The organism is Curtobacterium sp. MCBD17_013, assembly GCF_003234565.1.
In the GTDB taxonomy this organism is placed as follows: domain Bacteria; phylum Actinomycetota; class Actinomycetes; order Actinomycetales; family Microbacteriaceae; genus Curtobacterium.
In genome coordinates this window covers 441770-455883 of record NZ_QKTU01000001.1, presented here as the reverse complement: position 1 = coordinate 455883, position 14114 = coordinate 441770, and the positions used below count along the sequence as shown (strand labels likewise).

The 14114-nt window shown below is 71.7% G+C and carries 10 protein-coding genes; 3 read left to right on the top strand and 7 right to left on the bottom strand.

Annotated elements, in window-relative coordinates; genetic code table 11:
• Positions 1-14: 14 nt before the first annotated feature.
• A complete protein-coding gene (locus DEI81_RS01965) occupies positions 15-1160 on the bottom strand; it encodes an alkaline phosphatase family protein (RefSeq protein ID WP_220035610.1) in 1146 nt (381 codons plus the stop codon).
• A gap of 41 nt (positions 1161-1201) precedes the next feature.
• On the opposite strand from DEI81_RS01965, the gene DEI81_RS01960 reads away from it, so the two are divergent.
• Complete coding sequence (locus DEI81_RS01960; RefSeq protein ID WP_111008800.1) at positions 1202-3676, top strand: DNA topoisomerase (ATP-hydrolyzing) subunit A; 2475 nt, start codon at positions 1202-1204, stop codon at positions 3674-3676.
• Positions 3677-3797: 121 nt separating this feature from the next.
• Here DEI81_RS01960 and DEI81_RS01955 read toward each other — a convergent pair whose 3' ends face one another.
• On the bottom strand, positions 3798-5924 hold the full coding sequence (locus DEI81_RS01955) for a type IIA DNA topoisomerase subunit B (RefSeq protein ID WP_111008799.1): 2127 nt from the start codon (positions 5922-5924) through the stop codon (positions 3798-3800).
• 228 nt (positions 5925-6152) lie between these two features.
• Between DEI81_RS01955 and DEI81_RS01950 the strand changes: the two genes are divergently transcribed.
• Entirely contained in the window at positions 6153-6377 is a 225-nt protein-coding gene (locus DEI81_RS01950) for a hypothetical protein (RefSeq protein ID WP_111008798.1), read from the top strand.
• Between the two features lie 111 nt (positions 6378-6488).
• Here DEI81_RS01950 and DEI81_RS01945 read toward each other — a convergent pair whose 3' ends face one another.
• The 5 genes from DEI81_RS01945 to DEI81_RS01925 form a co-directional block, all read right to left on the bottom strand.
• Positions 6489-7259, bottom strand: coding sequence for a type 1 glutamine amidotransferase (locus DEI81_RS01945; RefSeq protein ID WP_111008797.1), 771 nt, complete (start codon positions 7257-7259; stop codon positions 6489-6491).
• Positions 7256-8515, bottom strand: coding sequence for a MurT ligase domain-containing protein (locus DEI81_RS01940; protein ID WP_111008796.1), 1260 nt, complete (start codon positions 8513-8515; stop codon positions 7256-7258). The genes DEI81_RS01945 and DEI81_RS01940 overlap by 4 nt, the downstream gene beginning before the upstream one ends.
• Positions 8516-8522: 7 nt before the next feature.
• Positions 8523-9842 carry an RNA polymerase sigma factor gene (locus tag DEI81_RS01935; protein WP_111008795.1) on the bottom strand — a complete coding sequence of 440 codons (1320 nt, stop codon included), beginning with the start codon at positions 9840-9842 and terminating at the stop codon, positions 8523-8525.
• 284 nt (positions 9843-10126) lie between these two features.
• Complete coding sequence (locus DEI81_RS01930) at positions 10127-11467, bottom strand: nitrate/nitrite transporter (RefSeq protein ID WP_111008794.1); 1341 nt, start codon at positions 11465-11467, stop codon at positions 10127-10129.
• A gap of 65 nt (positions 11468-11532) precedes the next feature.
• Positions 11533-12471: a proteasome assembly chaperone family protein gene (locus DEI81_RS01925; RefSeq protein ID WP_375334614.1), complete on the bottom strand. Its 939-nt coding sequence runs from the start codon at positions 12469-12471 to the stop codon at positions 11533-11535.
• A gap of 105 nt (positions 12472-12576) precedes the next feature.
• Here DEI81_RS01925 and DEI81_RS01920 point away from each other — a divergent pair, with 105 nt between their 5' ends.
• A complete protein-coding gene (locus DEI81_RS01920; RefSeq protein ID WP_111008792.1) occupies positions 12577-14067 on the top strand; it encodes a leucyl aminopeptidase in 1491 nt (496 codons plus the stop codon).
• Positions 14068-14114 lie beyond the last annotated feature (47 nt).

Genomic DNA, 14114 nt, shown 5'->3' with positions numbered 1-14114 from the left:
CCGGCACCCCGACCTCAGGTGGCGAACGCCCCCGCGAGGAGCAGCGGGACGTAGGTCTCGTCGTCCGACATCGATCCGTGCTGGCCGAGCATCCGCCGGGGGTGTTCGCCGGCCTCGCGGTCGTCGTTGAACGCCCACTGACCGCGAGCGGCGACCACGACGTCGCCGAGTCGCGCCCGGACCGGGTAGGTGACCGCCCCGAACCACCCGGCGGCGATCGCCTCGTCGCGGCTCGCCACCCACGCGCGCTTGCCGACGCGCTCCCGCCACGCGCGCACGGTGGCGTCGACGTCGGTCCCCGGCGCCAGGGTGAGCTGTCGGCAGCGCGGATCCCCCGCGAACCCGACGACCGGTTCGAGCAGGTCGGGAGCGATGGCGACGTTCGCCTCGTCGGGGACGTCGAGCACGCCGTGGTCCGCGGTGACGACGAGGCCGACATCGGCCGGGAGCGCCGCCGCGAGCCGGGCCAGTTCGGCGTCGAGGGCCTCGAGCGCGCTCGTCCACCGGTCCGACTGCCAGCCGCGCTTGTGGGCGATCGAGTCGAGCTCCGGCACGTACAGGTAGACGAGCGTGGCCGGCCCGTCGGCAACCGCCTCGAGCGCGGCGTCCACCCGGGCGGGGATGGTGTCGGCGTCGACGTAGTCCGCGCCCGCTAGGACGTTCGCGGTGAACCCCGACGTCCGGTATCGCGCCGGCCCGACCGACCGCACCACGAGCCCGTCGGCCACGGCCCGCTCGAACAGCGTCGGGACAAGCAGCCACCCCGCGGGGACCTCGGTGTCCCAACCGCTGAGCAGGTTGACCACGCGGCCCGAGCCCGGGTCGAACCCGCTGTACCCGACGACGCCGTGCGTCCCGGGCGTCGCACCCGTGCTGAGCGTCGTGAGCGCGGCTGCGGTCGTCGTGGGGAACCCGCTCCGCAGCCGGCGCTTCTCGGCGGCGAGGAACCGCGCGTGACCGGCGCGCGCCCGCACGGCGTTCGCACCGAGTCCGTCGACGAGCACGACGATCGCGGACCGGGCGGGACGGAGCCGGATCCGGGCCTCCCGACCGAGCCCCGCGAGCGCCGGTCCAGGGTGGCCGAGTGCGGTCAGGCAGGCCGGCACCACGTCGGCGAGGTTCGCGGTGTCCTGCGTCGCCGTCGGTACCATCGGAGTCATCCGGCCCAGTCAACCAGACAGCGCCGCGACAGAGAGGGCCCATGGCACGCACGGACGCAGTCGGCCTCCCCGACGGTGAGCGCATCGAGGACGTCGACGTCTCCGAGGAGATGCAGGGCTCGTTCCTCGAGTACGCGTACTCGGTCATCTACTCCCGCGCGCTGCCCGACGCCCGTGACGGCCTGAAGCCCGTCCAACGCCGGATCCTGTACCAGATGTCGGAGATGGGCCTCCGCCCGGACCGCGGACACGTCAAGTGCGCGCGCGTGACCGGCGAGGTCATGGGCAAGCTGCACCCGCACGGCGACGGCGCGATCTACGACGCCCTCGTGCGGATGGCACAGGACTTCACGATGCGCGTCCCGCTCGTCGACGGCCACGGCAACTTCGGCTCGCTCGACGACGGACCCGCCGCCGCCCGCTACACCGAGGCACGACTCGCCGAGCCGTCGATGGCGATGACCGACGGCCTCGGTGAGGACGTCGTCGACTTCGTCCCGAACTACGACAACCAGCTCATGCAGCCCGAGGTGCTGCCCGCGGCGTTCCCGAACCTGCTCGTGAACGGCGCGTCCGGGATCGCGGTCGGCATGGCCACGAACATGGCGCCGCACAACCTCGGCGAGGTCGTCGAGGCCGCGAAGCACCTGCTCCGTCACCCCGACGCGACCCTCGACGAGCTCATGGAGTTCGTGCCCGGCCCCGACCTGCCGTCGGGCGGCACGATCGTCGGCCTCGCCGGGGTCCGGGACGCCTACGCCACCGGCCGCGGCTCCTTCCGCACGCGCGCCAAGGTGAGCGTCGAGAGCATCACCCCGCGCAAGACCGGGCTCGTCGTCACCGAGCTGCCGTACCTCGTCGGTCCCGAACGGGTGATCGAGAAGATCAAGGACGGCGTCCAGTCCAAGAAGCTCTCGGGGATCTCGGACGTCACCGACCTGACCGACCGGAACCACGGACTCCGGCTCGTCATCGGGATCAAGACCGGGTTCAACCCGTCCGCCGTGCTCGAGCAGCTGTACAAGCACACCCCGCTCGAGGACGGCTTCGGCATCAACAACGTCGCCCTCGTCGACGGCACCCCGCAGACGCTCGGGCTCAAGGAGCTCCTCGAGGTCTACGTCGCACACCGCCTCGACGTCGTGACCCGCCGGTCCCGCTACCGCCTCGCGCGGCGTCGCGAGCGCCTCCACCTCATCGAGGGCCTGCTCATCGCGATCCTCGACATCGACGAGGTCATCGAGGTCATCCGGACGTCGGACGACTCCGAGGCCGCACGCACGCGGCTCCAAGAGGTCTTCGACCTGTCCGAGGTGCAGGCCGAGTACATCCTCGAGCTGCGCCTGCGGCGCCTCACCAAGTTCTCGCGCCTGGAGCTCGAGCGGGAACGCGACGAGCTGCTCACCGACATCGCCGCCCTGGAGGAACTGCTCGGCTCCGACGCCCGGCTCCGGACCCAGGTGGCCACGGAACTCACCGAGGTCGCGGACCGTTTCGCGACCCCGCGCCGCACCCTGCTCACCGAAGCCGACGCGCCCGTGCGCGGCGGACGCAAGGCCGCCGTCGAGCTCGAGATCGTGGACGCACCGTGCCGCGTGCTCCTGTCCACCACCGGACGGCTCGTGCGCGTCGACCAGACGGAGGGCTCCGACCGCGTCGCGCGCACCCCGGCGCGATCGAAGCACGACGCCGTGCGGTCCACCGTCGCCACCACGGTGCGGTCCTCCGTCGGCGCACTCACGGACCGTGGCCGCGTCGTGCGGTTCTCGCCCGTCGACGTCCCCGCCGTCCCGCCGGCCTCGGTCCGCCTGGACGCCGGCGTGCGTGTCCGCGACTACCTGGGCCTGCCGTCGGGTGAGACCGTCGTCGCGCTCCTCGACCCCGAGTCACCGAACGCGCTCGCGATCGGCACACGGCAGGGCGTCGTCAAGCGCGTCGTGCCGAACGCGTGGCCGGACAAGCCCGACGTCGTGGCGATCGCCCTCAAGGACGGCGACGCCGTGATCGGCGCCACACAGGGACCCGAACAGGACGACGTCGTGTTCGTGACCTCGAACGCGCAGCTCCTGCGGTTCCCCGCCGCCGTGGTCCGCCCGCAGGGGCTTCCCGCGGGCGGCGTCGTCGGCGTCCAGCTCGCCGCGGGTGCCACGGTCATCGCCTTCACGACCGTCGACCCAGCGGCCGACGTCGTCGTCGCGACCGTGTCCACGTCGTCCGCGACGCTCGCCGGCACGGACCCCGGCCGCGCCAAGGTCTCCGCTCTGTCCGAGTTCCCCGCCAAGGGGCGCGGCACCATGGGGGTCCGGGCGCACGCGTTCCTCAAGGGCGAGGACGGCCTCGCCGTCGCGTGGGCCGGTGTCGCTCCACCGCACGCGCTCGGTCCGGACGGCGCGGCCCGGACACTGCCCGACTGGTTGTCCAAGCGCGACGGGTCCGGGTCACCGCTCGAGGCCGTCGTGACCACGATCGGTGCGAGCCCCGCCGTCCCCATCGGGGCGGAGTCCGACCCCGCGTAGCGGAGCCGGAAGGCGACCCCGCGGAGCGGGGCCGGAAGGCGACCCCGCAGAGCGGGGCCGGAAGGCGACCCCGCGGAGCGGCCGGAAGGCGACCCCGCGGGGCGGCCGGGGCCTGGGCCGGTCAGGCGTCGATGCGGTCCCGGTCGAGCCCCTGGCCGGCCAGGATGAACTCCTTGCGTGGCGCCACGTCGTTGCCCATGAGCAGCTCGAACACCCGGGCGGCGTTCTCGGCGTCCGACACGTTGACGCGCCGGAGGGTCCGGTGCGCCCGGTCCATCGTGGTCTCGGCGAGCTGGTCGGCGTCCATCTCGCCGAGGCCCTTGTAGCGCTGGATCGGCTCCTGGTACTTCTTGCCCGACTTCTCGAGCTTCCGGAGCACGCCCTGCAGCTCCTGCTCCGAGTACGTGTACAGCGTGTCGTTCGGCTTGCCCCGGTTCACCACCACGACGCGGTGCAACGGCGGGACGGCGGCGAACACCCGGCCGGCCTCGATCATCGGGCGCATGTACCGGAAGAACAGCGTCAGCAGCAGCGTGCGGATGTGCGCACCGTCGACATCGGCGTCGCTCATGACGATGACCTTGCCGTAGCGGGCCTGGTCGAGCTCGAACGAGCGTCCGGATCCGGCTCCGACCACCTGGATGATCGACGCGCACTCGGCGTTCGAGAGCATGTCGCTCACCGAGGCCTTCTGCACGTTGAGGATCTTGCCGCGGATCGGAAGCAACGCCTGGTACTCGCTGTTCCGGGCGAGCTTGGCGGTGCCGAGCGCGGAGTCGCCCTCGACGATGAACAGTTCGCTCGCGGCGACGTCGTTCGACCGGCAGTCGGCGAGCTTCGTGGGCAGGGACGAGCTCTCGAGCGCGTTCTTGCGGCGCTGGGTCTCCTTGTGCGCGCGAGCGGAGATCCGGGACTTCATCTCCGAGACGACCTTCTCGAGCAGCGCCTGCGACTGTGCCTTCTCGGTCCGCTGCGTCGACGTCAGGATCTCGGTCATCCGGGCGGCCACGACGTTCGCGACGATCTGCCGGACCGCCGGCGTGCCGAGGATCTCCTTCGTCTGCCCCTCGAACTGTGGCTCGGGCAGCCGCACCGTCAACACCGCGGTGAGTCCGGCGAGCACGTCGTCCTTGTCGAGCTTGTCCTGCCCCACCTTGAGCCTGCGGGCGTTCGCGTCCACCTGCGCGCGGATCGCCTTCATCAGACCGTTCTCGAAGCCCGTCTGGTGCGTCCCGCCCTTCGGCGTCGCGATGATGTTGACGAAGCTCCGGGTCACGGTCTCGTAGCCGCTCCCCCAGCGCAGCGCGACGTCGACCTCACAGGTGCGCTCGACCTCGGTCGCGACCATCGCCCCGGCGTCGTTGAGCACCGGAACGGTCTCGGTGAAGGTACCCGTCCCCGTGACGCGCCACGTGTCGGTCACGGCCGTGTCCGGAGCGAGGTGTTCGGCGAACTCGCTGATGCCACCGTCGAACCGGAACCGCTCGACGACCGGTCCCTCGAGCCGCTCGGCGCCCTGCCCCTCGGCGAGCCGGGACGCCGCGGCGATCGCGTGCGGGCGTTCGTCGGTGATGGTGATGCCGAGACCCGGCACGAGGAACGCCGTCTGCCGCGCCCGGTTCGTCAGGTCGCCGAGCTGGAACACCGCGTCGGCCGTGAAGATCTGCCGGTCGGCCCAGTACCGGACGCGCGTGCCGGTGACGCCGCGCTTCACCTTGCCGATCACCCGGAGCTCGCTGCCCGAGGTGAACGGGGTGAACGGTGCGTCCGGGCCGATGCCCGCAGCGTCGTCGAACACGCCGGGCTCACCGCGGTGGAACGACATGGCGTACGTCTTGCCGCCGCGGTCGACCTCGACGTCGAGGCGTTCCGACAGTGCGTTCACGACGGATGCCCCGACCCCGTGCAGACCGCCGGACGCGGCGTACGAGCCGGACCCGAACTTGCCGCCCGCGTGGAGCTTGGTGAACACGACCTCGACGCCCGTCAGCCCCGTCTTCGGCTCGACGTCGACGGGCACGCCACGCGCGACGTCCCCGACCTCGACGCTGCCGTCCGCGTGCAGCCGCACCGTGATCTCGTCGCCGTGGCCCGCGAGGGCCTCGTCGACGGAGTTGTCGATGATCTCCCACAGGCAGTGCATGAGCCCTCGTGAGTCCGTCGAACCGATGTACATCCCGGGACGCTTGCGGACCGCCTCGAGCCCTTCGAGCACGGAGAGATGGCGGGCGTTGTAGTCGGAACTCACCTGCCGAGGCTACCCGCGACCGGTGACGCTCCTGGCGCACCACCCCGGACGTGAGCGCACGACGCTCGGCCGACCGGGCCTCCCGGCGGTGTCCGCGACGCGCAGGTGACCGTCGACGGAATCCGCGGTCAGCGAAACAGCGCGACCACAATGCGGGGATCCCAGGGAGCGCGTGCTGAAATGGACGCACCAACCCCGGCACCGCCTCCGATCAACGAGGAGCACACCATGTCCCAGACCGTGCAGGACCTCTCCATCGACGACCTCGGCAGCAACCAGCTCACGGCGGCCGACCGCTGCGACAGCTGCGGCGCGCAGGCCTACATCCGAGCCACGATGGCGAGCGGCGAGCTCCTCTTCTGCGCCCACCACGGTGCCGAGTTCAAGGACAAGCTCGCCGCGACCGCTCTCGAGTGGCACGACGAGACCAGCCGGCTCTACGAGAGCAAGTAGCGCCCGGCCCCGCCACGGCGATCGCCGCGGTCGGTCCGACGAACAGAGGCCGGATCCCCATCGGGGATCCGGCCTCTCGCGTACCCTGCCGGTGTGCCGCTCGCGACCGCGTCAGGCGATGCGTTTGAACGCCTTGTCGACGTAGCGCGTGATCACCGCGCGGGCCTCGCGAGCGTAGCGGTCCACGGCGGCGGTGCGCGTCGGATCCGGCGCGTATTCGCGACCCAGACGACCGGTGGCGGCGGCCAACACCGCATCGGTCAGGTGCGGGTTCAGTGGCAGGAGCGGCCCCTGGGTGTGGGTGCCGAACGCCGCGGCGGTCGCCGAGCCCTCGGTGCCGGTGCCGTCCTGGTTGCCGCCGCCCGACACGACGTCCGCGAACACCGCCGTGGGATCGATGTTCTCGATGCGGGTCGCGTGGTCCTCGAACCCCGCCACGCGTTGATCTCCGCCGGGCAGGGTCGCACGCACGTCGAGCAGGAAGTAGTTGACCCGGCGCTCGGCGCCGCGCACGGCGCGGGCGTCGAACACCCCGAGGCCGGTCACCGGCGTCCCCTCGGTGGGGACGACCTCGCGGGTCGCCAGGTCGTAGCCGCCACCGACCGCCACGAGCGGCACGCCGGCGGCGACGGCGTCCTGGAGGAACGGTGCGAGCCGAGCCGGGTCCCCGCCGAGCGAGCGCATCGCGCTGAGCGGTCCGTTGCCGACCACGACGACGTCGGCGTCCGTCGGGAGGCTGTCCCCGACGTCGTGGCGCACGACCGCGGTCGGGATCCCGGCGGCGTCCGCGCGGGCGACGAGGGCGGTCACGTTCCCCCGGTCGCCCGAGACGCCCATCTGCCGCGGGTAGAGGTGCAGGATCGTGAGGCGATCGGCCGTCATGCCGTCCTCTCCAGGTCGGGATGACCGAGGGCCTTGCGGGCCAGCATCATGATCTCGTAGTTGACGATGAAGTGCTTCGTGCCGGACGTCGTCGCTCCGAGTCCGGACATCAGTCGGATCGCGGCCTCGACATCGGGCTCCACACGGCCGATCCGCACCCCGGCGAACTCGAGGGCGAGGGCGATCTGCCACGCTTTGTCACCCGACACGACGTCCACGTGGTCGAGATGCGAGAAGTCGATGTCGTAGATCCAGGAGATGTCCGGCGTGCCCTCGTCGATCGCCATGAGCACCTGCTCGGGCGGCGTCGACAGGGCGTCGAGGTTGAGCTGCAGGCTCGCGGCGTTCTTGAACATGGTGAACTCGGCGTGCTCTCCCGCGATCGGGATGCGCTCACCACGCCCGTAGGCCGGCTTCATCGCGGTGAACGCCCGGGTCACCGCTTCCGCGCGGAACTGCTCGCCGAGGGCGGCCGAAGCGGTCGCGGTGGCAGCAGCGGCGTCCACCGCGTAGTGCAGCCCCCGGGCCGGCAGCCGCACCGGGATGTCGGCCCCACCGAAGCGGACCACCGCTGCGTCCCCGGTGGACTCGACGACCTCGGCGTCCGCGGCGGTCGTGCCCGACGCGTCCCGGGCGAAGTCGTCCGCGTTCTGCAATCCGTTCGGGGCCGCAGCGACGACCTCGGGCGCGGCGCCGAAGCGCAGGACCCGCTGCCCGGCCCGGCCCTCGTAGGCGTCGAGGAACTGGTCGTCGTGGTTCGTGATGACGTTCCGCGACGACGTCGCCGCGGTGTCGAGCATCATCGTCGCGACGCGCTCCGTCTCGAAGAACCGGTACAGCTGGTCCACCTGCACGTTGAGCATCGTGACCGTCGACGGCGAGAGGATGCCGGACAGCTCCACGGCGAAGGCCTCGTCGACCTCGAGGATGCCGATGTCCGCCTTGAGGCGTCCCGTCAGCCCGACCTCCGAGAGGAGCGCCGACGCGATGCCCTGCGGCAGGTTCGCCCCGGACGGGTTGGTGAACACGCGGAGTCCGTGCGCCCGCATGATCTCGGAGATCATGTGGGTCGTCGTCGACTTGCCGTTCGAACCCAGGACGAACACGATCCCGTTCGGGAACTGCCGCGACACGTGCCGGAGGAAGTCGGGAACGAGCTTGAGGAGGATGTAGCCGGGGTAGGCGGATCCCCCGCCGCGCGCACGAGCGAGGGCGCGGAGGATCCGCCCGATGAGGATCGGGACGACGAAACGCACGCGGGGCCTACTCGAGGTAGTCGCGCAGGGACTGCGACCGCGACGGGTGGCGCAGCTTCGCCATCGTCTTCGACTCGATCTGGCGGATGCGCTCGCGGGTGACGCCGAACGTGTCGCCGATCTGGTCGAGGGTCTTCGGCATGCCGTCGCCGAGCCCGAAGCGCATGCGGATGACGCCCGCCTCACGCTCGGACAGCGAGTCGAGCAGGCTCTCGAGCTGCTTCTGCAGCATCGTGAAGCCCACTGCGTCCGCCGGGACGACGGCCTCGGTGTCCTCGATGAGGTCACCGAACTCGCTGTCGCCGTCCTCGCCGAGCGGGGTGTGCAGCGAGATCGGCTCGCGGCCGTACTTCTGGACCTCGACGACCTTCTCCGGCGTCATGTCGAGTTCACGCGCGAGCTCCTCGGGCGTGGGCTCACGTCCGAGGTCCTGCAACATCTGCCGCTGGACGCGGGCGAGCTTGTTGATGACCTCGACCATGTGGACCGGGATGCGGATGGTCCGCGCCTGGTCCGCCATGGCGCGGGTGATCGCCTGCCGGATCCACCAGGTCGCGTAGGTCGAGAACTTGAAGCCCTTCGTGTAGTCGAACTTCTCGACGGCACGGATGAGGCCGAGGTTGCCCTCTTGGATGAGGTCGAGGAACTGCATGCCGCGACCCGTGTAGCGCTTGGCGAGGCTCACCACGAGGCGGAGGTTCGCACCGAGCAGGTGGGACTTCGCGCGCTGACCGTCGCGGGCGACCCACTTGAGCTCACGCTCCTCTTGCTTGGACAGCCCCGTCGCGTGCTGGAGCTTGTCCTCGGCGAACAGGCCGGCCTCGATCCGCATCGCGAGCTCGACCTCCTCGGCCGCGTTCAGGAGCGGGACCTTGCCGATCTGCTTCAGGTAGTCCTTGACCGGGTCCGCCGTGGCGCCCGTGATCGTGGTCGAGTAGACCGGGACCTCGTCGTCGTCGGCCTGCGAGATGACGAGCGCGCCCGCCGGAGGGGCCGCCTCGGGCGCGGGGGTCGCCGTGTCCTCGGACTCGGTCTCCTCGCCGTCCTCGGTGTCGCTGTCCTCGGAGTCGGCCGCGACCTCGGTGTCGTCGGCCTCGACGTCGACGGCGTCCTCCGGCGCGTCCTCGACGGTGTCCGGCTCGTCGTCGGCGGGGGCGGCCGCCTTGCCGCGCGCGGTCTTGGCGGTCGTCTTCTTCGGCGCGGCCTTCTTGGCGGGGGCGCGCTTCTTCGGCGCGGCGGGTGCCGCGTTCTCATCGGTCGCGGTCTCCACCGTCTCGGCGTCGGCCGTGGCCTTCGTCGCATCGATCGTCGTGCTCCGGGCAGCCATGCGATCACCTCTCTCGTCGTGTCACGTCCTGGGTCGTGACGGCCCCTCGCTGTCCTGCCCCCGCCGTCGGCGGACCGACGTCAGGACCCTGCGTTCCGGGCAGCATGAGGACCCATGTCAAGTCCTCGTGCCCCGATCACCACGAGCCGGAGCTCGCCGCTGATCGGCGTACCAGGACCCGAACGGGTCCGTACGCCATTATTGCACGTCCCGCCGCCGCCCGACGCGTGTCGTCCGCTCGAGGTCGATCGAACGCACGATGCGTGGTCGGGTGGGATGCGATGTCAGGGTCTGGTCGGCCCGTCCGTCGTACGGCCGGCGCGCATACGCCGCACCAGTGCAACCCAGAGGGGGCCGACGCGTATTCCGTCCTCGGCGTGGATCCGTGCTCGCGTGCGGTGCCGCGCGACGAGGAGCATCACCACGCCGAACCCCACCACGACGTACTGCACGAGCAGGGCGACCCGGAAGGACGACCACGCGAAGACCGCCGCGCCCGTGTGGTCGTGGACCGCGTCGAGCACGACGCCGATGCAGTACATCATGACGAAGGCAGCCAGGAACCCGCCGACGTTGACGACGCCGTTCGCCGAACCGAGCGACCCGACGGGGTTGAAGGTCCGCGCGAAGTCGAAGCCGATGAGGGACCCGGGGCCGCCCACGCCGAGGACCACCACGAGCACGACGACGAGCCACGTCGGCGGAGCGCCGGGCCAGAGCAGCACGGCCGTCCACGCGGCGAAGATGACGCCCACGATCGTCAGCACGAGGTTCGACCGCCGGAACGGGAAGCGTGCGCAGAGCACCCCGAGGACCGGGCCGACCACGAACCCGACGAGCACGATCACCGTGAGGAACGCCGCCGCCACGGTCGCGGAGTACCCGAGCCCGCGCTCGAGCATCGGCACGCCCCACAACAGGCTGAACACGGTCCCCGACGACTGCGTGACGTAGTGCGACCAGAAGCCGAGCTGGGTCCCGGGACGCCGCAGCGCCTGCCCGAACGTCGAGAACGCGCCGCGCCGCGAGCCGGGCAACGGGATGGCGTCCGTCCGCACCGCGATCGGACCGTTGCGGACGAACGCGGCGACCAGCACGAACCCGGCGAGGCTCACCGCGGCCGCGACGCCGTACGCGGCGCTCCACCCGGAGGCGTGGAGCAGGACCGCGAACGGGAACGCCGAAGCGATCTGCCCGAGCTGCCCCAGGTTGCCGGTCCACTGCGAGATCTGCGGGAGGATCGGCCCGGTGAACCACATCGGCAACAGCCGGATCACCGAGATGAAGGTCATGGCGTCGCCGGCGCCGACGAGCACCCGACCGCCGATCGCGGGATCGATCGTCGGTGACATCGCGACCACCGCCTGACCGACCGCGAGCAACGCCGCGCCGGCGGCGACGAGCCGACGTGGCCCGACCCGGTCGAGCAGGATCCCGACCGGGATCTGGAGGCCCGCGTACACCGCGATCTGCACGACCGCCAGCGTCGAGAGCACGGCCGCGGACACGGCGAACCGCTCCTGCGCCTGGACGCCCGACACACCGAGCGACGACCGCTGCAGCACGGCCAGCACGTAGGCGAGCACGGCGACGGACCAGACGGTCCACGAGCGGCGGGAGTTCATCCCCGCCAGCGTATCCAGCGGCCGCCCTCCGGACCGTGCGGCTCCGGCTGCCGAGGTCGTGCGGCTCAGTCGAGCGTGGCGTCGCCCGCGACCCCGTCGGGGCCGTCCGGGCGGCGGTCCGCCAGGAAGCGCTCGAGCTCGGCCGCGATCGCGTCCGCCGTCGGGACCTCACCGTCGGCACCGGTGAGCGGCGACGACACCGGGTTGCCCTCGACGTACGTGTCGTGCCGCTCCTCGAGTGCCTGCACCAGGTGCTCGAGCTCGCCGTTGCCCGCGACCTGCTCGTCGACGCGGTTGTGGAAGTCGCGCCCGAGTTCGCGGAGGCGGTCCGTCGGGAAGATCAGGCCGGTCGCCGCCGCGATGCCGGAGAGCGCGGCGACGGCGGCGTCGGGGTACTCGGTGTCGGACAGGTAGTGCGGGACGAGCAGCACGAGACCGGTGACCTGGCGGTCGAGTTCGCTCATGCGGTGCTCGACGAGGTGCAGCACGTTCGCCGGTGCCTGGGTCTGCGGCTTCCAGATGCTCATCGACTCGACGAGGTCCGCGCGTGTCCCGCTCACCGTGATCCCGATCGGACGGGTGTGCGGGACGGGCATGGGGATGGACTGGATCCACGTCGTGTCGGTGACGGCCAGGTCCTCGGCGAGGTCGACCACCGCGCGGACGAACCGGTTCCACTGGAAGTCCGGCTCGTACCCGGAGAGGAAGAGGAACGGGCGACCGAGTTCGTCGTGCACGAGGTGCAGCGTCAGACGGGACGGCGTGACCTCGGCGATGTGGTCGCGGTCGAACGTGATCACCGGGCGGCGCGCCCGGTAGTCGAGCAGGATGTCCGGATCGAACTCCGCGACGAGCACCGCCCCCGGACCGGCGAGCAGCGTCTCGGTCACCTGACCGACCGCCGTGCCGGCGTCGGCGAACCCCGTCAGGCCCGCGACCAGGTGCAGACCGGGCGGGACGTCCGCCGCTGCCGCGGTCAGCGTGTACAGGTCTTCGGGGTTCATCCCGACCATGCTAGGCGGGGCCGTCGGACACCCCCGACCGCCGCTGCACGCCCAGAGCGAACAGCTCCGACGGTGCGGCACGAGCGCGTCAGTAGGGTTGGCGGTATGGTCCGCCCCACGCTCGACACCACCTCCGACCGCCCCGACAGCGTCGACGCCGACGTCCTCGTGCTCGGGGTCCGCCCGGGCTCCGACGGCTCGCCCGCCGTCGTCGCCCCCACCGCCGACGGCACCGTCGTCGACCTCGGGATCGACCTCGCGGCGCTCGGCGTCCGCGGCACGAAGGACCAGCTGGTCCGGCTGCCGGCGCCCGGCCTCGCCGCGCGCAGCGTGGCGCTCATCGGCCTGGGGAGCCGGGTCGACGCGGCGTCGATCCGTGCGGCTGCCGGCAGCGCCGTCCGACAGCTGCACGACGTCGTCTCGATCGCGCTGGGCCTCCCGACCGATCACGAGGACCTGGTGGACGCAGCGCTCGAGGGCGCGGCCCTCGGGACCTACACGTTCACCCGGCACCGCGGCACCGGCACCACCGGACCGGTCCGCGGCGACCAGCGGATCACGGTGCTCGCGGCCGCCCCGGCCGAGGCCACGGTCCGACCGGCGATCGTCGCCGACGCGGTGGCGCTCGTCCGTGACCTCGTCAACACCGCTGCCGCCGACATGGCGCCCGAGGACGTCGCCGAGGCCGCCCTGGACGCAGCGCGCGGACTCCCCCTCGACGTCGAGGTGCTCGACGTCGCCGCGCTCGAGGAGCAGGGCTACGGCGGGATCCTCGGGGTCGGCCGCGGCTCCGTCCGGCCGCCCCGGCTCGTGGTCGTGCGGTACGCGCCCGACGGAGCGTCGAAGCACCTCGCGCTCGTGGGCAAGGGCATCACCTTCGACTCCGGGGGTCTCTCGCTGAAGCCCGCCGCGAGCATGAACGGCATGAAGGACGACATGACCGGCGCCGCCACCGTGCTCGCCGCCACGGTCGCCGCCGCCCGCCTGGGGCTCCACGTCCGCGTCACGGCGTGGCTGTGCCTGGCCGAGAACATGCCGTCGGGGTCCGCCACGCGCCCCGGCGACGTCCTGACGCTCAAGAACGGCAAGACCGTCGAGGTGACGAACACCGACGCCGAGGGGCGCCTCGTCCTCGGGGACGGCCTCGCCGCGGCGTCGCTCGAGGTCCCGGACGCGATCGTCGACGTCGCGACACTCACGGGTGCGCAGGTCGTCGCCCTCGGTGACCGCACGTCCGGGCTGATGGGATCGGACGACCTCGTCGACCGCGTCCGTGCGGTGGCCGAATCCGTCTCCGAGCTCGTCTGGCCGATGCCCCTGCCCGACGAGCTGGACGCGCGGCTCGCGAGCGAGGTCGCCGACATGGTGAACGCCACGCCGGGGCAGCCGGCCGCCGGGATGCTGCTCGCGGGCCGGTTCCTCGAGCGGTTCGTCGGCACCCGCCCGGACGGCAGCACGATCCCGTGGGCCCACCTCGACATCGCCGGGCCCGCCGAGAACAAGGGTGGCGGGTACGGCTGGCTCGGCAAGGGTCCGACCGGCGTCATGGTCCGGACACTCGTCGCCCTCGCAGAACAGCTGCAGTCCGAGGAGTAGGGTCGTTCCGGCGGATGTGCTTGTCATCCGCCGACTGCTCACACACG

Bases quoted from the DNA above. Each gene is read 5' to 3' on its own strand.
- DEI81_RS01965 (WP_220035610.1), bottom strand. From the start codon at position 1,160: ATGACTCCGATGGTACCGACGGCGACGCAGGACACCGCGAACCTCGCC.
- DEI81_RS01960 (WP_111008800.1), top strand. From the start codon at position 1,202: ATGGCACGCACGGACGCAGTCGGCCTCCCCGACGGTGAGCGCATCGAG.
- DEI81_RS01950 (WP_111008798.1), top strand. From the start codon at position 6,153: ATGTCCCAGACCGTGCAGGACCTCTCCATCGACGACCTCGGCAGCAAC.
- DEI81_RS01945 (WP_111008797.1), bottom strand. From the start codon at position 7,259: ATGACGGCCGATCGCCTCACGATCCTGCACCTCTACCCGCGGCAGATG.
- DEI81_RS01935 (WP_111008795.1), bottom strand. From the start codon at position 9,842: ATGGCTGCCCGGAGCACGACGATCGATGCGACGAAGGCCACGGCCGAC.
- DEI81_RS01930 (WP_111008794.1), bottom strand. From the start codon at position 11,467: ATGAACTCCCGCCGCTCGTGGACCGTCTGGTCCGTCGCCGTGCTCGCC.
- DEI81_RS01925 (WP_375334614.1), bottom strand. From the start codon at position 12,471: ATGAACCCCGAAGACCTGTACACGCTGACCGCGGCAGCGGCGGACGTC.
- DEI81_RS01920 (WP_111008792.1), top strand. From the start codon at position 12,577: ATGGTCCGCCCCACGCTCGACACCACCTCCGACCGCCCCGACAGCGTC.